At 64.6% G+C, this 20714-nt stretch carries 21 protein-coding genes and 1 riboswitch; of the genes, 11 read left to right on the forward strand and 10 right to left on the reverse strand.

The features are described from left to right. Position 1: 1 nt before the first annotated feature. Complete coding sequence (gene cobU / locus NY08_RS03130; RefSeq protein ID WP_045194867.1) at positions 2 to 571, reverse strand: bifunctional adenosylcobinamide kinase/adenosylcobinamide-phosphate guanylyltransferase; 570 nt, start codon at positions 569 to 571, stop codon at positions 2 to 4. Positions 572 to 576: 5 nt separating this feature from the next. Further along, entirely contained in the window at positions 577 to 1236 is a 660-nt protein-coding gene (locus tag NY08_RS03135; protein ID WP_032394419.1) for a DUF3043 domain-containing protein, read from the reverse strand. Between the two features lie 100 nt (positions 1237 to 1336). Between NY08_RS03135 and NY08_RS03140 the strand changes: the two genes are divergently transcribed. The 3 genes from NY08_RS03140 (at position 1337) to NY08_RS03150 (ending at position 3920) form a co-directional block, all read left to right on the forward strand. Further along, entirely contained in the window at positions 1337 to 2410 is a 1074-nt protein-coding gene (locus NY08_RS03140) for a glycerate kinase family protein (RefSeq protein WP_045194868.1), read from the forward strand. Between the two features lie 65 nt (positions 2411 to 2475). Beyond that, positions 2476 to 2841 carry a HesB/IscA family protein gene (locus tag NY08_RS03145; RefSeq protein WP_032394417.1) on the forward strand — a complete coding sequence of 122 codons (366 nt, stop codon included), beginning with the start codon at positions 2476 to 2478 and terminating at the stop codon, positions 2839 to 2841. A 104-nt stretch (positions 2842 to 2945) separates the two neighbouring features. Continuing rightward, positions 2946 to 3920, forward strand: coding sequence for a carbohydrate kinase family protein (locus NY08_RS03150; protein ID WP_045194869.1), 975 nt, complete (start codon positions 2946 to 2948; stop codon positions 3918 to 3920). A 47-nt stretch (positions 3921 to 3967) separates the two neighbouring features. On the opposite strand, the gene asnB is transcribed toward NY08_RS03150, so the two are convergent. Beyond that, positions 3968 to 5896 carry an asparagine synthase (glutamine-hydrolyzing) gene (gene asnB / locus NY08_RS03155; RefSeq protein ID WP_045194870.1) on the reverse strand — a complete coding sequence of 643 codons (1929 nt, stop codon included), beginning with the start codon at positions 5894 to 5896 and terminating at the stop codon, positions 3968 to 3970. A gap of 224 nt (positions 5897 to 6120) precedes the next feature. On the opposite strand from asnB, the gene ctaC reads away from it, so the two are divergent. Further along, positions 6121 to 7200, forward strand: coding sequence for an aa3-type cytochrome oxidase subunit II (ctaC, locus tag NY08_RS03160; RefSeq protein ID WP_032394712.1), 1080 nt, complete (start codon positions 6121 to 6123; stop codon positions 7198 to 7200). A gap of 18 nt (positions 7201 to 7218) precedes the next feature. Next, positions 7219 to 7635 carry a cytochrome c oxidase subunit 4 gene (locus NY08_RS03165; protein WP_032394414.1) on the forward strand — a complete coding sequence of 139 codons (417 nt, stop codon included), beginning with the start codon at positions 7219 to 7221 and terminating at the stop codon, positions 7633 to 7635. Between the two features lie 168 nt (positions 7636 to 7803). Here the strand turns inward: NY08_RS03165 and NY08_RS03170 are convergent, their stop codons facing one another. The 5 genes from NY08_RS03170 to ctaE all read right to left on the reverse strand — a co-directional run bounded on the left by NY08_RS03170 (position 7804) and on the right by ctaE (position 12827). Then, positions 7804 to 8079 (reverse strand): helix-turn-helix domain-containing protein, encoded by a 276-nt coding sequence (locus tag NY08_RS03170; RefSeq protein WP_032394413.1) that lies wholly within the window; start codon positions 8077 to 8079, stop codon positions 7804 to 7806. A 230-nt stretch (positions 8080 to 8309) separates the two neighbouring features. Next, complete coding sequence (gene qcrB, locus NY08_RS03175; RefSeq protein WP_045194871.1) at positions 8310 to 10082, reverse strand: cytochrome bc1 complex cytochrome b subunit; 1773 nt, start codon at positions 10080 to 10082, stop codon at positions 8310 to 8312. Then, positions 10079 to 11287: a cytochrome bc1 complex Rieske iron-sulfur subunit gene (gene qcrA, locus NY08_RS03180; protein ID WP_235387086.1), complete on the reverse strand. Its 1209-nt coding sequence runs from the start codon at positions 11285 to 11287 to the stop codon at positions 10079 to 10081. Before qcrA ends, qcrB begins: the two co-directional genes overlap by 4 nt. After that, on the reverse strand, positions 11284 to 12132 hold the full coding sequence (gene qcrC, locus NY08_RS03185; RefSeq protein WP_032394411.1) for a cytochrome bc1 complex diheme cytochrome c subunit: 849 nt from the start codon (positions 12130 to 12132) through the stop codon (positions 11284 to 11286). The genes qcrA and qcrC overlap by 4 nt, the downstream gene beginning before the upstream one ends. A gap of 83 nt (positions 12133 to 12215) precedes the next feature. Next, positions 12216 to 12827 carry an aa3-type cytochrome oxidase subunit III gene (ctaE, locus tag NY08_RS03190; RefSeq protein ID WP_032394410.1) on the reverse strand — a complete coding sequence of 204 codons (612 nt, stop codon included), beginning with the start codon at positions 12825 to 12827 and terminating at the stop codon, positions 12216 to 12218. A 151-nt stretch (positions 12828 to 12978) separates the two neighbouring features. Here ctaE and NY08_RS03195 point away from each other — a divergent pair, with 151 nt between their 5' ends. Both NY08_RS03195 and trpD read left to right on the forward strand, forming a co-directional pair. Beyond that, complete coding sequence (locus NY08_RS03195) at positions 12979 to 13455, forward strand: hypothetical protein (RefSeq protein ID WP_045194875.1); 477 nt, start codon at positions 12979 to 12981, stop codon at positions 13453 to 13455. 53 nt (positions 13456 to 13508) lie between these two features. Beyond that, positions 13509 to 14570 (forward strand): anthranilate phosphoribosyltransferase, encoded by a 1062-nt coding sequence (gene trpD, locus NY08_RS03200; RefSeq protein ID WP_032394408.1) that lies wholly within the window; start codon positions 13509 to 13511, stop codon positions 14568 to 14570. 12 nt (positions 14571 to 14582) lie between these two features. On the opposite strand, the gene NY08_RS03205 is transcribed toward trpD, so the two are convergent. Together NY08_RS03205 and NY08_RS03210 are read right to left on the reverse strand one after the other, a co-directional pair. Then, positions 14583 to 14858 (reverse strand): Lrp/AsnC family transcriptional regulator, encoded by a 276-nt coding sequence (locus NY08_RS03205; RefSeq protein WP_027497377.1) that lies wholly within the window; start codon positions 14856 to 14858, stop codon positions 14583 to 14585. Between the two features lie 54 nt (positions 14859 to 14912). Further along, complete coding sequence (locus NY08_RS03210; RefSeq protein WP_045199629.1) at positions 14913 to 16679, reverse strand: DEDD exonuclease domain-containing protein; 1767 nt, start codon at positions 16677 to 16679, stop codon at positions 14913 to 14915. Positions 16680 to 16826: 147 nt separating this feature from the next. On the opposite strand from NY08_RS03210, the gene NY08_RS03215 reads away from it, so the two are divergent. The 4 genes from NY08_RS03215 to NY08_RS03230 all read left to right on the forward strand — a co-directional run bounded on the left by NY08_RS03215 (position 16827) and on the right by NY08_RS03230 (position 20710). Continuing rightward, the gene (locus tag NY08_RS03215; protein ID WP_032394407.1) at positions 16827 to 17108 is read left to right on the forward strand and encodes a hypothetical protein; all 282 of its coding nucleotides are present in this window, start codon (positions 16827 to 16829) and stop codon (positions 17106 to 17108) included. A 115-nt stretch (positions 17109 to 17223) separates the two neighbouring features. Continuing rightward, positions 17224 to 17387: riboswitch (cyclic di-AMP (ydaO/yuaA leader) on the forward strand. Positions 17388 to 17403: 16 nt separating this feature from the next. Beyond that, entirely contained in the window at positions 17404 to 17958 is a 555-nt protein-coding gene (locus NY08_RS03220) for a C40 family peptidase (RefSeq protein ID WP_032394406.1), read from the forward strand. 382 nt (positions 17959 to 18340) lie between these two features. After that, on the forward strand, positions 18341 to 19327 hold the full coding sequence (locus tag NY08_RS03225) for an NlpC/P60 family protein (RefSeq protein ID WP_218828422.1): 987 nt from the start codon (positions 18341 to 18343) through the stop codon (positions 19325 to 19327). A 30-nt stretch (positions 19328 to 19357) separates the two neighbouring features. After that, on the forward strand, positions 19358 to 20710 hold the full coding sequence (locus NY08_RS03230; RefSeq protein WP_052683708.1) for a hypothetical protein: 1353 nt from the start codon (positions 19358 to 19360) through the stop codon (positions 20708 to 20710). Positions 20711 to 20714 lie beyond the last annotated feature (4 nt).

Consider the following 20714-nt stretch of genomic DNA (forward strand, 5'->3'; position numbering starts at 1 on the left):
GTCACACTGTGCCTTTCGCGGTTGTGAAGTCCGCCGGAGGTTCCTTGAGGGTCAGCGCGAGGCCCGCAACGACCAGCAGAACCCTGTCACACACTGTCGCGAGCCGAGAATTGAGCAAGCCCAGCTCGTCTCGGAAGAGGCGACCGGAACGGGATTCGGGCACCACGGACAGGCCGACCTCGGGGCTGACAAGTACGAGAGGCGACGCGCATCGCGCGACTGCCCCGACCAGGTCGTCGACTGCCGGTGCGACGGTGCCGCGGGGGAGCTCCCAGGCCTGCGCGTCGTCGAGCATTCCCGTCAGCCACGTTCCGAGGTCGTCGACGACGGTGGTGCCGTCCCACGGCTGCGCGATGACACCAGCCAGTGACGTGACGGTTTCGACGGTGGACCAGTGATTGGGTCTCGACGCGCGATGACGGTCGATACGGCGCTGCCAGTCCTCGTCGGTGGCGTCCCGCCTACCGGTGGCGAGGTAGCGAACCGGCTCGAGAACGGCAAGCGATTCGGCGTGCCCGGACTTGCCGGATCTGGCCCCACCGAGCACGAGAGTTCGAGTCGGTACGCCCACCGACGTCAGACGGCCTCGCCGGCGCTGACTCGCGGCTTGGGGGCGCGCATCTTGCGGATCTGGGACGCGCGGACGAATGCGTACCACCCGATCTTGAAACCACCGTCGGTGGTCTCGGGGAACCGCACCCGGATCTTGTTGTTGATCATCTTGCCGAGGTAGATGCCCTCACCGACCATGAAGAGCATCATCACGAACATGCCGAGGGTGACGTACTGCTGCACCTGAGGCTGCAGGAACAACGCGAAGATCAAGATCAACGCGAGTGGCATGAACAGTCCGACGAGGTTGCGCCGCGCGTCGACGATGTCGCGCACGTACGCGCGGACCGGACCCTTGTCGCGGGGGAGCAGGTACTTGTCGTCGCCCGCGAGCATGCGTGCGCGACGCTCGGCTGCGGCGGCGCGTCGCTCGTTGGAGGCGGCCTTGCGGTCTTCCTTGCTGCCCTTGTTCGCCTTGCGGCGCTCGCGTGCCTCTTTGCTCGTCAGCGGAGCAGGAGCAACCGGTCCACGACGCCGCGCCTCGGCGTCACGACGCTTGGGGGTCGGTCGGCCCTTACCGAGAGACACCGAAGAGGTCGCGTCGCTCCCGGCCGTCGTCGACTCGGATTCGTTCGAGTCGTTTCCGTCCGAATTGTCAGAGTTTCCACGGCGTAGCAGCTTCACGCACTCAGAGTATGGGATGGCTCGTCGGATTCGAACACCGGCCAGGTCAGCGACGAAACAGCGGATGCCGTTCCGTCGCTGCAGCCCTAGACTTCCGACGATGCGAGTGATGATTGCGCCGGATTCGTTCGGAGACACCCTGACTGCCGCGGCCGCGGCCGACGCCATCGCCAGGGGATGGGCGTCGGTCCGGGAGACCGACGAGCTCGAACTCGCCCCTCAATCCGACGGTGGCCCCGGCTTCGTCGAAGTACTGGCTTCGCGCATCGGCACCGTGCAGTTCGCGGATGTGGACGGGCCGCTCGGTAACCCGGTCCGAGCCGAATGGCTGCTGGACGGCACGGCGGCATACATCGAATCGGCTCAGGCCTGCGGACTGCATCTGCTCGACGGGCCGCCCACCCCACTGTCCGCGTCGAAGGCGAGCAGCTACGGCGTCGGTCAGTTGCTCGGCGCGGCACTGGACAGCGGAGCCGAAACGATATTCGTCGGACTCGGCGGAAGTAGCTGCAGCGACGGTGGCCGCGCGATGATTCGTGCGCTGGGCGGACTCGGATCGGCAGTCGCCCGGTTGTCCGACATCGACCTCGTCGCCGCGTCGGACGTGGAGAATCCGCTGCTGGGCGACGCCGGTGCAGCCCGAGTCTTCGGTCCACAGAAGGGTGCCGACGCAGAGACCGTTGCTCGGCTCGAGGAGCTGAACGCCGACTGGGCGGCGGTCCTGTCCGCCGCGGGTCACGACGTGGCGGACCGGCCGGGTGCCGGGGCCGCCGGTGGTATCGGGGCGGCGTTGTTCGCACTGGGCGGCAGGCAGCAGCCCGGGGCGGCTGTCGTGGCCGAGCGGACCGGCCAGCAAGAACTGTTGGACTCGGTCGACCTGGTGCTCACCGGTGAGGGCAAATTCGACTCGCAGTCGCTGCGGGGCAAGCTGGTGTCGAGAATCGCTGCCGCGGGCGGCGCGACCGGTATCGACACGATCGTGCTCGCGGGACAGGTCACGTTGTCCGAGGACGAACTGGAATCGGCGGGTATCTCCGCTGCGCACTCGATCAGTGAGTTCGCAGGATCGGTGGAGCTGGCGATGTCCGACGCGGCGAACCAGCTCGAACAGCTGGCCGCGCGCGTAGCGGCCGACGTGGACGACACTGCCGTACAACCGAGGCGGCGAGCGTGAGGAATAGAGCCACCGGGAGTACGGTTGAGTAGTTCACGGGTTTGTACGACTGATAGGGAGAGCCCATGACCGTCTCGAACGAGGCCACAACGACCGAAACCACAGCGCACAAGGTCACCATGACGGAGACCGCGTCGACCAAGGCCAAGGCGTTGCTGGACCAAGAAGGCCGCGACGACCTCGCGCTGCGCATCGCGGTGCAGCCAGGTGGTTGCGCAGGACTGCGCTACCAGCTCTTCTTCGACGATCGAAGCCTCGACGGCGACCTCGCGGTCGACTTCAACGGCGTCACGCTCGCAGTGGACCGGATGAGCGCCCCGTACGTGGAGGGTGCATCCATCGACTTCGTGGACACGATCGAGAAGCAGGGCTTCACGATCGACAACCCGAACGCCACGGGATCGTGCGCGTGCGGCGACTCGTTCAACTGAGCTGACTCGTACTCGACTGTGACCGGTACACGCGTGCGTGTATCGGTCACAGTCGTGTCTGCCCAGCAGCTCTCCAGCACTCAAGAACCGAAAGGCCCTCCTTCGTGACTCTCGCGGTATCCGGCTCGATAGCGACCGACCATCTGATGCGATTCTCCGGACGGTTCGCCGAGCAGATAGTCGCCGACCAGCTCTCGAACATCTCGTTGAGCTTTCTGGTCGACGATCTGGTGATTCGCAAGGGAGGCGTCGGCGGAAACATCGCGTACGCACTCGGAGTTCTCGGCGGTGCGCCTCTTCTCGTCGGGGCCGTGGGACCGGACTTCGCCGAATACCGGACCTGGCTCGAGGAGCACGGCGTCGACTGCAGTGGTGTGAGCGTGTCCGCTACCGCGCACACCGCCCGCTTCGTCTGCACCACGGACGAGGACATGGCGCAGATTGCGTCCTTCTACCCCGGAGCGATGAGCGAGGCCCGTGATATTTCCATCGAGACGCTCGCGGCGCAGCACGAGATGGACCTGGTTCTGATCGGCGCGAACGACCCCGACGCCATGACAGCGCATACGGCCCAGTGCCGCGCTGCGGGTATCCCGTTCGCGGCCGACCCGTCGCAGCAGCTCGCCCGGCTCGACGCAGCGCAGACGACCGACTTGATCGACGGTGCCGCGTACCTGTTCACCAACGAGTACGAATGGGCACTGCTGAAGCAGAAGACCGGCATGTCTGACGCGGACATCGCTGCGAAGGTGGAGCTACGTGTCACCACCCTGGGTAAGCGCGGCGTCGACATCGTGGCCAAGGGCGGCGAACACACCCACATCGGCGTCGTGCCCGAGACGAGCAAGGTCGACCCGACCGGCGTCGGCGATGGCTTCCGGGCAGGTTTTCTCACGGCACACATGGCCGGAGCCAGTATCGAACGCGCAGCGCAACTCGGTTCGCTCGTGGCCGTGCTGGTGCTGGAGACCACCGGCACTCAGGAGTGGGAGCTCAATCGCGACGACGCGATCAAACGTCTGACCGCGGCGTACGGTGCCGACGCGGGCGAGGAGATCGGGGCATTGCTCCCCGTCTGATGCCGATCTCGCCGCCCCGAGCCATCGGGGCGGCGAGGTGACCTCGATCAGATGTTGACCGGGTATTCCGGTTCGGCGATCTGCGGCACGATGCGTTTCTCCACGAAGATTCCGTGCCACACCATGAAGATCAGCAGGGTCCACAGTCGACGGCTGTGATCGGACCGGCCGGCGCGGTGGTCGTCGAGCATTGCGACGACGGCTGCCTTGTTCAGCAGGTGATCGGTCTGCGAATCGGCGATCTGCTGGTGCGCCCAGTCGAAGAGTTCCGTGCCGCGGAGCCAATGGCGCAGTGGCACCGGGAATCCCAGCTTGGCGCGGTGCAGGACATGACCGGGAACGATTCCCTCGAGCGCCTGACGCAGAGCGTACTTGGTGGTGTTCTTGGTGATCTTCTGCTCGAGTGGGAGCTTCTCGGCAACCTTGTAGACCTCGGAGTCCAGGAACGGGACTCGCAACTCGAGTGAGTTCGCCATGGTGATCTTGTCGGCCTTGACCAGAATGTCGCCACGCAACCAGGTGAACAGATCCAGATGCTGCATGCGAGCCACCGGATCCCATCCCTGCGACTGCGCGTAGATCGGGGCGGTGACGTCCTGATGGGTCCATTCGGACCGGAACTCGCGCAACACCGAGCGCAACTGCGCGTCGTTGAAACTGCGAGCGTTGCCGTAGTACCGCTCTTCGAGGGTCATCGATCCGCGGTTGAGCAGGCTCTTGCCGCGCGTGCCCTCGGGGATTCGCTCGCTCAACGAGCCGGCCGCTCGTCGAAGGAAGGCGGGCAGCGACTCGAACGGCTTCAACGACAGCGGTTCGCGGTAGATGGTGTATCCGCCGAACAATTCGTCCGCACCTTCACCGGACAGCACGACCTTCACGTGCTTGCGTGCTTCCTTGGCGACGAAGTACAGCGGCACCAAGGCGGGGTCGGCCACAGGATCGTCCAGATACCAGACGATCTCGGGAATGGATGCCGCGAATTCTTCGGGCCCCACGACCTTCACGATGTGCTTCGCTCCGATGGCGGCCGCGGACTCCGCCGCCACGTCGACCTCGGAGTAGCCCTCGCGCTCGAATCCGGTGGTGAACGTGATCAGGTCGGGATTGTGGCGAATCGCCAGAGCTGCGATGGCCGTCGAATCGATGCCGCCGGAGAGGAACGAGCCGACGGTGACGTCGGCGCGCATGTGTTTGGCCACCGAATCTTCGAGTGCCTCGGCCATTTCCTGGTACCGCGCCTTCTCGGTGCCCGGCGCGAACGGCTGCACCGGGAACTTCGGTGTGAAGTAGCGGGTGATCTTCGGCGTCGTACCGGGGGACAGGGTGGCGTAGCAACCGGACTCGAGCCGCCGAACGCCTGCGTGCAGGGTCTCGGGCTCGGGGACGTACTGCAGAACGGTGTAGTGCTCGATGGCGCGCGGGTCGAGATCGGTGTCGACACCGAGCAACTCCATCAGCTCGAGCACGCTCTTCTTCTCACTACCGAACGCGGTGCCACCCGGACCGGTGGCCAGGAACAGCGGCTTGATGCCGAAGGGATCGCGAGCGACGAACATCTCACGGGTCTCGGTGTCCCAGACGGCGAATGCGAACATGCCCCGAAGCCGCTCCACAGCGGCAGCACCCCAGTAGTGAAACGCTGCGACGATGGACTCGCTGTCACCCTCGGTGCTGAACTCGGCACCGTGCTCGCGTGCCAGTTCTGCGCGCAGTTCCAGATAGTTGTAGATCTCGCCGTTGAAGACGAGCGCATACCGGTTCGGCGACTCCGGCGGACCCCAACGCATCGGCTGATGCGAGTGTTCGATGTCGATGAAGGACAACCGATTGAAGCCGTAGACGACGTCGTCGTCGTGCCAGGTGCCACCGGGCTCGTCCGGGCCGCGGTGTCGCATGCAATGGGTCGCCGAAGCGACGAGTTCGACTCCGGCGGCGGTCGTTCCGTGAGACGTGAGTACTCCGAGCAGTCCACACACGGCGTCTGCTACCTCTTCTCGCAGTTGGGGACAGTGCAGGGGTCCTGGTCTCCGCGAGCGTCGTCAGCGGGACTGTAGATCAGGATCCGAGTATGCCGCAGACACGCTCGGACGTAGGTAACGACCCAAGGGTGGTTCTCCTCCGGCTTTGGTCTACGCTGCGTAGTACTCGGGCATCTCCATGTGGAAGCCCTTATTCTTCAGTGGTGGGCAATCAGGAAGGCGTGAACGTGGCGCAGAGTCGGATCCTTCGGCGAGCGGGGCTGACAGCATTTCTCGGTGTAGCCGCGTTGATGCTGTCGGGCTGTTCCATCAGCAGCGACAACGTACTCAATTTCGGTTTCGCCTCGGGCGTCACCCCTCAGGGGCGACGCATCGGCGACCTGTGGACGTGGTCGGTCATTGCAGCCCTGGTCATGGGCATCATCGTGTGGGTTCTCATCTTCTGGGTGGTGCTGTTCCACCGTAAGAAGAAGAGCTCACCGGAGTTCCCTCGCCAGACGGCGTACAACGTTCCGCTCGAGCTCTTCTACACGGCGGTTCCGTTCGTGATCATCGCGGTGCTGTTCTACTTCACGGTCGTGGTGCAGAACTACGTCGACGAGAAGCAGGCAGATCCCGATGTCCAGGTGGATGTCACGGCGTACCAGTGGAACTGGAAGTTCGGATACCGGACCATCGACCTCAAGGACGGTGCCGCCAAGTACGAGGGCACCGACGAGGAAGAGCAGGCTGCAGCCGAGGCCGCGGCAACCCCGGGCGAAGGTGCCGAGGGCAGCGAGGACGGCGAATTCGTTCCGGGACCGATCAACGGAGCTTCCACGCAGGATCTGTCGTACCTGCACTACAACAAGATCGAAACGGTCGGATCCAGCGACGAGATCCCGGTTCTGGTTCTGCCGACCGGCAAGCGCATCGAGTTCGTGCTCGCGTCCTCGGACGTCATCCACGGATTCTGGGTTCCGGAATTCCTGTTCAAGCGCGACGTCCTCCCGAACCCCGAGGAGAACCACTCCGACAACGTCTTCCAGATCAGCGAGATCGAACGCGAAGGCTCCTTCGTCGGACGGTGCACCGAGATGTGCGGCACCTTCCACTCGATGATGAACTTCGAGGTTCGTGCAGTGTCTCCGGAGCGGTTCGAGCAGTACATCGAGCTGCGCAAGCCCCTGTCCGAGGGCGGAGATGCGCTGACCAATGCGCAGGCACTCGAAGCCATCGGCGAAAGCCCCCTCGCAACGAGCACCTCGCCGTTCTCTACCGACCGCACCCTCCGAACAGCCGCTGTCGCTGAAGGCAACTGACCAAGGAAGCATGCTGATATGAAAATCGAAGCCAAGATCTTCGAAATCCTCACTGTCTTCTTCCTCCTGGTCGGCATCGTGTACACGTTGTTCACGGGCCTGAGCCGCACAGGAGTGGAGTGGGCCGGAGTCACCGCGATCTTCCTGTCGGTGGGTCTGACCCTGATCATCGGTACCTACTTCAGGTTCGTCGCCCGACGCCTCGATACGCGCCCGGAAGACTTCGACGACGCCGAGGTGAGCGACGGTGCAGGCGACCTGGGCTTCTTCAGCCCCGGCAGCTTCTGGCCGATCGTGCTGGCAGCCTTTGCAGCCGTCACTGCCATCGGCTTCGCCTTCTTCCAGCCGTGGCTCATCGCTCTGGGCGTCTTCTGTGTCATCGCCGCGGCCGCGGGTTTGGTCTTCGAGTACCACGTAGGTGCCGAGCGCCACTGACTCCACCAGCTCCACCCGACAAGGGCCCTGGTCGTTCTCACGAACGATCAGGGCCCTTTTCTGTAGTACACCGCACAGGCCGGTCCGGATGCTCGGCTCACGGCGGCTGTGACGTCGACGGGCTATGAACTCGGGAGGTGTAAGCGGGAGGTGCACCACGGGCGACAGTCAGGAGACGTCGGCCTCCGAGTGGGTCCGACCGGAACAGGACGTCGAATCGGCAAGCGAGTCGAGGGAGATGTCCAGCGCACCGCACAATGCGGCGACGGTGAAGAACGCCGGTGTCGGAATCCGGCCGGTCTCGATCTTCCTCAGAGTTTCGACCGAGATGCCGGCCTTGTCGGCAACCTCGGTCATGGTTCGGCCACCACGGGCCAGACGGAGCGCAGAGCCGAGCCTGGCACCTCGGGCGAGTTCGCCGGGGGTGAGGGGAATGCGGACCATGAGACCGATAGTAATACCGGTTCGTCGAGAACCCGCGAGCCGAGATCGGCCGATACAGCGAGTGGGTCGTCCGCCGGTGGGGGAGGGGAGGGCCGCTCGGGGCTCTCGCGGATCCTCAGCCGTCGTGCTCAGGACAGCGAGCCCCGGCTTTGGGTCCGGATGGTGTCGGCAGACAGGAAAAGAGGGCGACACCGTTGCCGGTGTCGCCCTCTTTCGGACTCTGTCAGATGTCAGTGTTCTCTGTCGTTGTCACTTCGACCCGAAGCAATAGCAGCATCCTCGTCCGCATGGAGTCCATTGCCGTTGCCGTTCGCGTGGCCATTGCCATTGGCATGGCCGTTCGAGTGGCCGTTGCCGTTCGAGTGACCGTTGCCGTTCGCGTGGCCGTTGCCGTGAATGCCCGCCTGGTAGTTGCGGAGCATCGTGAGCTGCTCGTGTTCACCCTTGTGCAGGGCATCTTCGAGAGCCTTGCTCTGTGCCACCGGATCCGGACTGAACAGCGATCCCGAGCCAGGCTTTCCGGCCGAGCCGAGCTTGTTCATCTTCTTCGGTACGGGTGCGCCCTGGTAGTCGAGGGGCATCGGGTGTCCGTGATCGTCGACCGGTCCGAGCGGCTGGTGGATTTCCACGTACTGGCCGTGCGGGAGGCGCTTGATGATTCCGGTTTCGATGCCGTGCTCGAGAACTGCCCGGTCACTGCGCTGCAATCCGATGCAGAATCGGTACGCGATGAAGTAGGCGAGCGGAGGCATGGTGAGAATTCCGATACGACCGATCCACGTCATCGCGTTGAGCGAGATGTCGAACTTGTACGCGATGAGGTCGTTGATGCACGAGAGCGTGAGGATCACGTAGAAGGTGAGAGCCATCGCGCCGATCGCGGTACGCACCGGAACGTCGCGGGGACGCTGCAACAGGTTGTGATGCGCAGTGTCTCCGGTGAGACGCTTCTCGATCCAGGGGTAGGCGATCATCACGGTGAAGACGAGGCCCATGATCACTGCCACCCAGAACACTGCCGGGATGGTGTAACGCCCAGCGATGTATATCTCCCAGGCAGGCCACAGTCGGGCCATGCCGTCGGTCCACATCAGGTAGAAGTCGGGCTGCACACCGGCAGACACTTGCGACGGGTTGTACGGTCCGAGATTCCAGATCGGGTTGATCTGGAGCAGTCCGCCCATTGCTGCCAGGATGCCGAAGGTGACGGCGAAGAAGGCACCGGACTTGACTGCGAAGACCGGGAGAATACGAACGCCGACGACGTTCTGTTCCGTGCGGCCCGGTCCGGGGAACTGGGTGTGCTTCTGGTACCAGACCAGAGCCAAGTGGGCCGCGATCAGGGCCAGGATGATTGCCGGCAGCAGAAGAACGTGAGCGACGTACAGGCGCGGGATGATGATCGTGCCGGGGAAGTCGCCGTCGAAGATGAGCCAGTGCATCCACGTACCGATGATCGGGATGCTCATCGTGATGCCACCCAGTGCGGCGCGGAGGCCGGTGCCGGAGAGCAGATCGTCGGGCAGCGAGTAGCCGAAGAAGCCCTCGAACATCGCGAGGATGAGCAACAGGCAGCCGATGACCCAGTTGGCCTCACGGGGGCGACGGAACGCGCCGGTGAAGAAGATGCGCATCATGTGCACGATGATCGAGGCGGCGAACATCAGAGCCGCCCAGTGGTGAATCTGTCGCATGAACAGACCGCCGCGAACCTCGAACGTGATGTCGAGGGCCGTTGCGTATGCCCTGGACATCGTCACACCGTTGAGCGGGGTGTACGCACCGTCGTACACGACCTCGCTGAGCGAGGGGTCGAAGAACAGGGTGAGGAACACGCCCGAGATCAGCAAGATCACGAAGCTGTACAGCGCGATCTCACCGAGCAGGAAGGACCAGTGGGTAGGGAACACCTTGTTGATCTGGCGCCGTAGCCCAGGTGCCAGGTGATAGCGACTGTCTACGCCGTCGGCCTGCTTGGCGGCGAGGTTTTGCAATGTACTCATGAGTCACGCTCCGGACGACGTTCCCAGAAGGCGGGTCCCAGTGCTTCGGTGAAGTCTCCCGAAGCGACGAGGAATCCCTCTTCGTTGACAGTGATGGGAAGTTGGGGCAGCGCACGCGCAGCCGGTCCGAAGATCGGCTTGCCGTACTCGAGCGCGTTGAACTGCGACTGGTGGCAAGGGCACAGAATTCGGTTGGTCTGCTGCTCGTACAACGATGTCGGGCAACCCAGGTGCGTGCAGATCTTGGAGTAGGCGAAGTAATCGCCGTAGTTGAAGCTTTCTTGACCCTTGCGCTTGACGACGTTGCTGGCGGCGTCCGGGCGAAGGCGGATGAGCATGACCGAGTTGCGAACACCACGCAGGGATACGAGCAGGTCGTGCTCGCTCTCGCGATCCGCTTCGCGGAACGGGAAGACGGTCTCCATGGCACCAGCGTCCAAGTCCTCGGGCCGAACGAGAACGACATCTTCCGGTCGCCCGGTGTCTCGTCGGAGGTAGATGGTCTCTCCATCGTAGCGAGGAGTCCAGCCGGATACCCACAACGGCGAATCTTCGCCCTTCGCCCACGGGTTCTTGATCAGGCCGCCCAGGGGGAGAAGCGCCATCACACCGAGTGCGCCACCACCGAAGACCAGCGACCGCTTGATCACCTTGCGACGACCGATGGTCGACGTATCGAGGGAGTCACCCAGCTCCGCCACGAGCGTCTTGCGATCCGTCTCCGACGAACCGCCGTCGTGACGGTCCTGGATGGAGACCTCTTCGGGGATGAACTTCTTGGTGAACTGCACCGCGCCGACACCGACCGCGAGGATCGCCAGACCCATCGTTGCGCCGATGAGCGGGGTGTAGAGCGAGTAGGCAATGTAGTTCTCTTCGCCGATACCGGCGTACTGCCACGGCCAGAACAGGTAGATACCGATGAACGCGACCGCAGCGAGACCGGCGATCGAGAACCAGATGGCGACGCTGCGCTCGGCGCGCTTCTCGGCGCGGGTACCTTCCACTGCCCAACGGTTGCGGCGGAAAGCGACGTCGACACCGTCGAGGTTGGTGCCCAGTTTGACCAGGTCGTCGCGGCTGAGCGCGGCGAGTTCCTCGTCGGTGTACTTCTTGTCCGCGTTCACGCCTTCGGCATCGGGCGCATCCTTGCGTCCGGATTCGTCGTTGTTCGCGTCCTTACGGCCGGAATCGCCGTCGGTCATGATCTAGCTCCGATCCACAAAGTTGCTCCGACGACGGCGATGATGCCGACCGTCCAGATAGCGATCATCTCGGTACCGGGACCGAAGCCGCCGATGCTCCATCCGCCTGCGGGCAGCGTCTCGGTGGACGACTTGATGTAGGCGATGATGTCGGACTTCTCTTCCAGCGTCAGCTGGCGATCGGAGAACTTCGGCATGTTCTGAGGACCCGTGACCATCGCGGTGTAGATCTCCTGCTCGTTCGCGGGTCCGAGCGGGGGTGCGAACTTGCCCGAGGAGAGAGCTCCGCCGAGGCCCGTGAAGTTGTGGCAGGAGGCGCAGTTGAGTCGGAACAACTCGCTTCCGCGTCCGATGTCGTCGCCGCGCAGGGACTCCTGAGCGATCTCGCCGTTCTCGTCGAGGATGACCGTCGGTCCGCCACCGTTGGCCTGGATGTAGGCACCCAGCGCGTCGATCTGCTTGTCGTTGAACTTCGGCGGCTTGCGCAGCGCCTGCGCCTCGTTGCGGACGGCAGGCATGCGGCCGCTCGACACCTGGAAGTAGACAGCCGCTTCGCCGACGCCGATGAGGCTCGGTCCGCGATCCTGAACACCCTGCAGGTTGGCTCCGTGGCACGTGACGCAGGACGTGTCGTAGAGCTGCTTGCCCTCGCGGATCAGCGCTGCCGAATCGGTATCGGCGGTCGCGACCTGCGGAGCCGGCGTCAGAGCCGAGGCGAGGAATCCTGCGCTCAGAAGGCCCATCATCAGAACGAGCGCACCGGTGATGCGTCGGCGCGTCTTACGCTGCCGTCTCGTCTTGGAGGCGGCGTTGTCGTCGGATGCTGCTGGGGGAGATGAACTCATCTTCTATCCCTTGTCGTGTCGGGACGGACCGAACGTCGGGGGCTGAATCCGTTCGCTCGTTATCTTTGGCGTGCTGACTGTCACTAGCGGATGAAGTAGATCGTTGCGAAGAGGGCAATCCAGACGATGTCGACGAAGTGCCAGTAGTACGAAACGACGATGGCGGCGGTGGCCTGTGCTGGCGTGAACTTGCTGACCAACGTTCTGGTGATCAGGAAGACGAAGGCGATGAGTCCGCCGATCACGTGCAGTCCGTGGAAGCCGGTCGTGATGTAGAAGACCGAGCCGTACACGCTGCTCGAGATCGTCGTGCCCTCGTGCACCAGGTGGTAGTACTCGTACGCCTGGCCGGCCACGAAGAACGTGCCCATCATCAGAGTGATGATGTACCAGCGGCGGAGTCCGAAGACGTCACCTCGCTCGGCGGCGAACACACCCAGCTGACAGGTGAACGACGATGCGATCAGCACCGCGGTCACCGGCACAGCGAGAGCGAGGTTCAGCTCCGTCGGCTCGGGCGGCCAGATTCCATTCGCCTGGGCGCGTGCGACGAAGTACATCGCAAACAGTCCGGCGAAGAACATGAGTTCACTCGACAGCCACACGATCGTGCCGACGCTGACCATATTGGGACGGTTCAGCGAGTGCACGCGTTGGGTGATTGCCGATCCTTGAGTCCCTACAGCGCTCGTCACAAAGAGAAGTATGACCCGTCGTAGTACGGAAGGCATATCCGGGTCCGCTCTTGGCGCGTCGTGTCGGAACGAATCCGGGTCCGTCCTTGTTCCCGTGCTGGTGAGAGCCCCTGTACGGGCCGGTAGGGTCCAGTCGTGCAAGGCTGGCCTCATGGCAAAGCGCACCGAGGGTGGATGGTTTCGGAGACTGTTCTCGCGATCGACGGCAGAACCTCTGGACCCCACCCGTGACGACCTCGTGACAGTGGCGAGTTGCTTCGACGATGCACAGGCGTGTTCGGCCGTGCTCGACGAAGCAGCGAGGACCCAGCCGGTGTGGACGGAATCGGCGGACGTGGTGCTCCGGCATCATCTGGTGTTGCCCTCGCACCAAGTCGAGGACGCTGCGGCGGTCGCGGCTCAGGACGGCTACGAGGTGGGACCGGTCGTCGATCTACCGGAGAACTCCGGTTACCGCCCTCGGGTCGACGACGGCGTGCCTCTGGTACTGCAACGTGTTCAGGTGCTCGACGCCTTGCACTGCTCACAGGAGCGTTCTCGCATGGCCGGGCTCGCCCAGCGACGAGGGGGAGCGGTACTCGGGTGGGACGCACTGCAGCCTGCGCAGCCCGGCGCAGCCTCTGGCTAAGCTTCCACCGCACCGTACGGGCATCGACGGCAGAAGGGCACGGCACAACCACCATGACCGCACCGACCAGTGACGAGCAGCCGCGAACGTGGCGTCGAATTCTCGGAGCGTTGACCACGTACTCCGACCTGTCGAGCGCCGACACCGGTTGGGTGATGGACGAGATCATGTCCGACAACGCCACAGCCGCGCAGATCGCCGCCTTCGGGGTGGCGCTGAAGATGAAGGGCCCGACGCCTGCGGAACTGGAAGGTCTCGCCGAGTCGATGCTCTCGCACGCCCTTCTCGTCGAGACCGACCGTGACGCCGTCGACGTCGTCGGAACCGGCGGTGACGGAGCAGACACCGTGAACATCTCCACGATGGCCGCCATCGTCGTCGCCGCCAGTGGTGTACGAGTGGTCAAACACGGCAACCGCGCAGCGTCGTCCAAGAGCGGAACGACCGATGTGCTCGAAGCGCTGGGAGTGCACGTGAACCTGGGCGCTGCCGGAGTCGCGTCGAGCGTCGAGCAGGTCGGTATCGGGTTCTGCTTCGCCCCGATCCATCACCCCGCGCTGCGTTTCTCCGGTCCCGCTCGCAAGGAGATCGGGATCCCGACGGCGTTCAATGTGCTGGGCCCGCTGACCAACCCCGGCCGCCCCCGCGCCGGACTGATCGGCTGCGCCTTCGAGAATCTTGTCCCCGTCGTCGCGGGCGTATTCGCCCAACGCGGCAGTTCGGTGCTCGTCGTGCGCGGTGACGACGGCCTCGACGAGATCACCCTGTCCACCACGACCACCGTGCACGTGGTGTCCGACGGGGCCGTCACGGTCGAGACCATCGACCCGGTCGACTACGGAATCGCCCGAGCGCCCATCGAAGCACTCAGAGGCGGAGACGCAGAATTCAACGCGGCCGTGGCGCACCGAGTGTTCGCCGGTGAACACGGCCCCGTCCGCGACGCAGTACTGCTCAACGCTGCCGCAGCAATGGCAGCGCACCACGGCGTATCCGACGACCTCCACGCCCGGATCGAAGCCGGATTGGTCACTGCCGCAAAGACAGTCGATTCAGGCGCGGCAGCACAGCTACTCGCCGACTGGGGTCGATGCACCACCGAACTCGCCGACTGACACCGAACGCACCTATTCGCCTATCGAGAACCCCGCATCGACATCGGCACTCGAATAGGACTGGAACGCAATGTGAGTGGTGGTGCTGCGCACACCCCTCACTCGATTGATGTGCTTGGTGATGACCTCTGCGATCGAAGCATGATCGCGAACCTTGACGATGGCGATCAAATCGACATCCCCAGCACACGAATAGACCTCCGACACCCCGTCGACATCGGCCACGGCCTGCGCCGCCTCCGGAATCAGATCGGCCTCGGCGTCGATCAAGACGATGGCATTGATCATCTGTGCTCCTCCAGCATCTCGAGCTCGGTATCCGACGCGAGCTACCCCCAAACCCTAATGGCTGCCATATCCCGAAAGCCGTTCCGCAGGCTCCACTCCTGCCTTGAACGGTCGTTCCGCAGGCTCCACTCCTGCCCTCGCTGCTTCTCTCGCCGTCCGACACCACGACTCCCACGAACCCGCCGACCGTGCCGGGCTGCAGTACCCGCTGCTCGTGCGCACGATCCGGACTCCGTCCGTGCGCAACCACGCCGCGATCAGTCCCACTTCTTCCGGCGGCGCACCGCGAAGCGGCGTCGTATCGGGCAGCACCGTTTCGGCCGACGCGGTGATGGCATCGACGACAGGCATCGGATGCACTCCGCGCGGTGCGACGGCAGCGCCGGCCAGACGGCCGAAGCGCACCACGATCAACTCCCACCCGCCGTCGGCCGTTCGTTTCGCCGCAACGAGTTCGGCAATGGCGGCCACCGCCGCCGATCGGTGCATCCTGCGTAGTGCATCGACGGTGATCGCGATTCGATCACGCAGACGAGCGGCCGTCTCGAACAGCTCCTTGTCCGCGAGCTCGGCGACGCGGCGGCGCATGGAGTACAGCACGGCATCGTCCTGACCGCACACGAGCGCGAGAAACTGCCTCGGGGCGTCCGAGTACTCGTCGGCCGTCAACGGGCCGCACAGTGCCGCAGGGCAGCCTCCGACGTCTGTTGCCGGGCACTGGTCGCCGTGTCGAACCGAGCGCGCGAGTCGGCGAGTGCAGGTTCGCAGGCGGCAGAACTCGGCGACGAGCGCAGCGGCCTCTGCGGCGTCGCCGCGAACCGAGAACGGTCCGAGACTGTTCGGTGTCGGTGTGCGGACGATCGACAGGCGGGGGAACGCCTCGTCGGTCAGGGTGATCCACCACCCCTTCCTGGGGAACTTCGAGCGGCGGTTGTACGGCGGGACGTGCGCCGAGAGCAGACGTAACTCGCGGACCCCGGCTTCGAGCGCGTGCGCACACTCGACGTGGTCGACGCGAGTCGCCAGTGCGACCATCTCCTTCATCCGGCCTCTCGTCTCCGAACCGGTGAAGTAGTTGCGCACACGCCGCTTGAGGTTGTTGGACGTACCGACGTACAGCACCTCGTCGGACGGGCCGCGGAACAGATAGACGCCGGGCGTACCGGGAAGGTGAGCAGCCAGCCCGCGTTTGGCGCGCTGGCCGGCCGACACCGCGGGTAGGTAGTCGACCAACTCGGCGTAGCTGTGAACCCCCTGATTGCCCACCCGTTCGATGAGTCCGTGCAGAACGTCGACGGTCGCTCGGGCGTCGTCGAGCGCGCGGTGGGTGGGCCTGGTACCGGATCGGAACAGTGTGGAGAGCGCCGACAGCTTCACCGAAGGTGCCTCGTCGCGCGTCAGAACTCGTCGAGCCAGCTTGACCGTGCACAGCACCTGGAACCGCGGCCATGCGATGTCGAGACGACTGGCGGCGGCTCTGAGGAATCCCGTGTCGAAGCCGGCGTTGTGCGCCACCAGCACCGAACCGCGTGCGAACTCGAGGAAACCGGGAAGAACCCGTTCGATGCGCGGCGCGCCGATGAGCATCGCCGATGTGATGCCGGTCAGTTCCACGATGTACGGCGGGATGGATCTGCCCGGGTCGATCAGGGTGGCGAATTCGCCGAGAATTTCGCCGCCTCGTACCTTGACCGCCCCGATTTCGGTGATGGCCTCGGTGTCCGCGCTCCCGCCGGTGGTCTCGAGGTCGACGACGACGAACGTGGTCTCGTGCAGCGGGGTGTCGAGTTCGTCGAACGTCAGCTGGATGGGCAGGCTCACCGCGACGACGTTAGGGCCGACCCCCGACAAGAACGTTCATGGTGCCGTCGAACGTCGCCGTGTCACGAAACCTGTCGGTGCCCGTCGCTATCTTTCGCTTCGTCGGCCGATTCGGCCGCCGGAAACCGCAAAGAGACAAGGATCACAATGATCATCGACTGCAGTGACTGCCTGGTCCGTGACATCGCCTGCGCGGACTGCGTCGTGACGGTGCTTCTGGGGGCTCCGGGGATGCCGTCGAGATCGGACGGCCGGTGGGTCGGGCCGCCGTCTCGTATCACTCTCGAGCAGGAAGAACTCGGTGCCATGGGTGTGCTCGCCGATGTCGGCCTCGTGCCCGCACTCAAGCTCGTTGTGAACGATGACGACACCGCCGAGGTTCCGTTGTTATCGACTCGTGACACACCGGGGGATCAGCGCGCCGGCTAGCGAGAATCGAGCCGAATCCGCTCGCCTCGGCGAGTTGGGGTCGACACGGGGGTATGCCATTTCGTAACCTTCCTGAGACCTTGCGGAGTCTCGCCAGTCCAAACCGGAGTGGCGTCGCAAGTCACCGCCTAATCGTTCACTCGCGAGAGTGTTCGTACCGGGAACCCGATATCTACTGGGGTGAATCCCGCTGAGCCACCACACGGTGGCCGGTGGGTAGGGCTGCTCTTCCCAGCCCGAACCCGTCAGCTAACTCGGTCGGCGGACGATAGGAAGAAACGGAGCACCATCTTTCGTGGCGTCACAACTTTCCAACCGATCATTGCGGCGAGTCCTCGTAGCCGGAGCGCTCACTGCAGGCGTGGTCATCCTTCCCGCTGCACCCGCAATGGCGGCCCCCCTCACCATTCCCGGCGTCGGAACCTTCGAGATTCCTGACATCCCGGGCCTCCCTCCCCTCAACATCCCGGGTGTGCCTGCACCGGGTGCGCCGTTGGCACCCCAGGTCACCCCGGCAGCAAAGGCCGTTCAGGCCGCAGAGTCCAAGATCGGAGCACCGTACGTGTACGGCGCTTCGGGTCCGGATTCGTTCGACTGCTCGGGCCTCGTCCAGTGGGCGTACAAGCAGGCCGGCATCAGCCTGCCCCGTACCAGCTACGACCAGGCGGCCGCGGGCACTCCGGTCTCGCGCGACAGCCTGGTTCCCGGCGACGTCGTGTCGTTCTACGGCGGCTCGCACTCGGGCATCTACGTCGGCAACGGCAATGTCGTGCATGCATCCACCTCCGGCGTTCCGGTCAAGGTTGCTCCGCTTGCCTCGATGCCGTTCGACGGTGCTCGCCGTTACTGATTCGAGCGAGCGACGTCCGCTGTGATCGACCGACAGGGTCGAGCCGTCCATCGGCTCGGCCCTGTCGTCGTATCCGGACACCGGCCGCGCGACACGCCGGTCCGGTGGACAGGGAAGCCCCTAGTTCGTAATCTGATCGAGACCTGGTCGATGTTTACTTTGTGACCTGTCACCTCGAATCCCCATCGATTTCGGGCCGTGTTCACGTCCGCGCCCGCAAGAGCATGGGTATGGTTCGGTTTCGGTCCACTTTTCCAACCGTTGCCTCGCTCGAGGCAACACGTGTGAGGACGGAGAGTCGCTTTCCGTGGCCCTATCGAGATCTACCCGAGCGTTGCGGCTGGCCCGCAACTCGGTGGTTGCTGTCGCACTGACCGCGTGCATGGTCGTGGTCCCGATGACGACGGCGACCGCGCAACCGGGATTCGACTCGGCGTCCGATGCGCAGACCGAACTCGCCGAGCTCTCTCGCCAGTCCGAGCAAACCAACGAAGCTCTGCACAACGCGCAGATCGATCTCGACGCCAAGAACCAGCAGCAACTCGACGCACAGGTCGCCGTCGACCGGAGTCGTGCCGCTCTGGACGCAGCGCAGGCGCAGTTGGCGCAGCTCAAACCGGCCATGGACAAGGTCGCCAACGTCAATTACCAGGGTGCGCGGACCAATCGACTGTTCGCCGTGATGGTCAGCGATTCGCCGCAACAGTTGCTCGACCAGATGTCTGCACTGGACGTGATCTCTGCCGATACCGCCGACCAGGTCGCTCGATTCAAGCAGGCGAGCTCGGATGCCGTGACGGCCGAGCAGGCCGCAACGACGGCCGCAGACCAGGCACGTGTCGCGGCCGAACAGGCCAAGGCCGTCAGCGACGACCTTCAGGCCAAGCAGAGTGAGCTGCAGGGTCAGATAGCCGAGGTCATGGCTGCCTACAGTGCACTCTCGTCCTCCGAGCAGTTGGCTCTGGCCGGATCGGCCCTGCCCGAAGGATTCGATCCCACCACCATTCTGCAGAATCTGACGCCGGGATCGGGTGCCAGTGCGTTGCAGGCCGGCCTGACGCAGATCGGCAAGCCGTATGTCTGGGGCGGCACCGGTCCGGACGGCTTCGACTGCTCGGGTTTGGTCGTGTGGGCCTACAAGCAGGTGGGCAAGACATTGCCGCGGTCGAGTCAGGCGCAGGCAGCGGGCGGAACGCCGGTGGATCAGAAGGATCTCCAGCCGGGCGACGTCGTCCTGTTCTACCCGGACATCTCTCACGTCGGGATCTATGCCGGGAACGGCAACGTGCTCCATGCCTCCACCTTCGGTGTTCCTGTGAAGGTTCAGTCGATGGCATCGTTCCCGTACTACGGGGCGCGTCGATACTGAGGTGCGCCTCGACGATCGACGAACGCCTGCATGAGTGGCTCGAACCGGCGCTCCGGATTGAGTGTTCTCGCCCGATCGCTGCGAGTGCGGTTGCTCGCGGTCGTGCTCGTGGCCGCGGTGGCCGTCTCGGTCGTTCTTGTTCACCGATTCGACAGCACGTCCAGCGCAGGTACTGCCGACTCCACAGTCGCGGGAAACCCACCGACCTACGATCAGCAGCGTCGCGCCGAGGTGACCGTTCTCCTGGACTCGTGGGCCCGTGCGGTTCGCTCCGGCGATCTCGATGCACTGCGGGAGTCGATGGATCCTCTGGCCGCCCCCGACTTCGTGGAGGCGCAGGTGCGCCGGGCCGCCGTGGTGCCGGGCGTGCCCTTCTCCGAGTTCGACTACGAGTTGGGTGACGAGCCCGAAACTCCGGTGCCGCCGCAGATCGCCGAGGCGCTGGATTCGACCGACGTCTGGGCACCGTCGGTGTATCTGAAGTACGCGGTCGCCGGGCCGGACGCGTCGCCGACGCGTCGGCCGGTCTCATTGGTCGTAGCCGAGCGGGACGGTCGATGGCGGCTGGTCGACGACGCGGACCTGACCGAATACCGACGCCACACCTGGCGTGGGCCGTGGGATTTCGGGCCCTTGAAGGTGCGCTCGGTGCCCACCGCAGCCGGGACATCGGTGGTCATGGGGCATCCGGACCGCGAGCAGTTCGTCGAGAGCCTGGCCGCCGAACTTCCGTCGGCAACCGCGGCCGTCACCGACTTCTGGGGGGACGATTGGGCGCGCGACGGGCTGGTGTTCGTCGCGTCCTCCGCGGAGGAGTTCGCCGAACTGACGGGATCCGCGCCGTCCACCGAGGTGGCCGCAGTGACGGTGTCCGACGCGGTGGTGGGCGACGGTTCCCGTCCGACGGGTCAGCGTGTGGTGTTCGGTCCCGACGCCGCGACGCGGTTGACGCCCTTCACCGTGCGCTCGGTTCTGCGCCACGAGTTGACCCACGTGGCGGCGAGGGCGAAGACGTCCGACGGTACCGAGTTGTGGGTGTCGGAAGGGTTCGCCGACTATTCCGGGTATCGAAATTCCGGTGCCGAGTTCGTGCAACTCGCCCCCACTCTCGCGGCGATCGTGGCGGCGGGCGGGCCTCCGACGGTGCTGCCCAAGAACGAGGACTTCGGTGCAGGCGGGGCCAGATCGAGTGTGGCCTACGAATCGGCGTGGTCGGTGTTCGCATTCGTGGCCGACGGATTCGGGGAGTCGAGGCTGCGCACCCTGTACGAGTCGCTCGCCTCCGACAGCTCCACCGATTCTGCCTTCGCGTCGGTGTTGGGAACGAGCCGCGCACAGTTCGTCGCCTCGTGGGGCGACTGGGTGGCTCGCCAGGCCGGCTGAGACG

This window comes from Rhodococcus sp. B7740 (genome assembly GCF_000954115.1).
GTDB lineage: Bacteria > Actinomycetota > Actinomycetes > Mycobacteriales > Mycobacteriaceae > Rhodococcoides.

Coding starts and splice junctions, on each gene's coding strand:
- NY08_RS03140 (WP_045194868.1), top strand. CDS start 1,337: ATGCGAGTGATGATTGCGCCGGATTCGTTCGGAGACACCCTGACTGCC.
- NY08_RS03145 (WP_032394417.1), top strand. CDS start 2,476: ATGACCGTCTCGAACGAGGCCACAACGACCGAAACCACAGCGCACAAG.
- NY08_RS03165 (WP_032394414.1), top strand. CDS start 7,219: ATGAAAATCGAAGCCAAGATCTTCGAAATCCTCACTGTCTTCTTCCTC.
- NY08_RS03170 (WP_032394413.1), bottom strand. CDS start 8,079: ATGGTCCGCATTCCCCTCACCCCCGGCGAACTCGCCCGAGGTGCCAGG.
- qcrB (WP_045194871.1), bottom strand. CDS start 10,082: ATGAGTACATTGCAAAACCTCGCCGCCAAGCAGGCCGACGGCGTAGAC.
- qcrA (WP_235387086.1), bottom strand. CDS start 11,287: ATGACCGACGGCGATTCCGGCCGTAAGGACGCGAACAACGACGAATCC.
- qcrC (WP_032394411.1), bottom strand. CDS start 12,132: ATGAGTTCATCTCCCCCAGCAGCATCCGACGACAACGCCGCCTCCAAG.
- NY08_RS03195 (WP_045194875.1), top strand. CDS start 12,979: ATGGCAAAGCGCACCGAGGGTGGATGGTTTCGGAGACTGTTCTCGCGA.
- trpD (WP_032394408.1), top strand. CDS start 13,509: ATGACCGCACCGACCAGTGACGAGCAGCCGCGAACGTGGCGTCGAATT.
- NY08_RS03205 (WP_027497377.1), bottom strand. CDS start 14,858: ATGATCAATGCCATCGTCTTGATCGACGCCGAGGCCGATCTGATTCCG.
- NY08_RS03215 (WP_032394407.1), top strand. CDS start 16,827: ATGATCATCGACTGCAGTGACTGCCTGGTCCGTGACATCGCCTGCGCG.
- NY08_RS03225 (WP_218828422.1), top strand. CDS start 18,341: ATGGTCGTGGTCCCGATGACGACGGCGACCGCGCAACCGGGATTCGAC.
- NY08_RS03230 (WP_052683708.1), top strand. CDS start 19,358: ATGAGTGGCTCGAACCGGCGCTCCGGATTGAGTGTTCTCGCCCGATCG.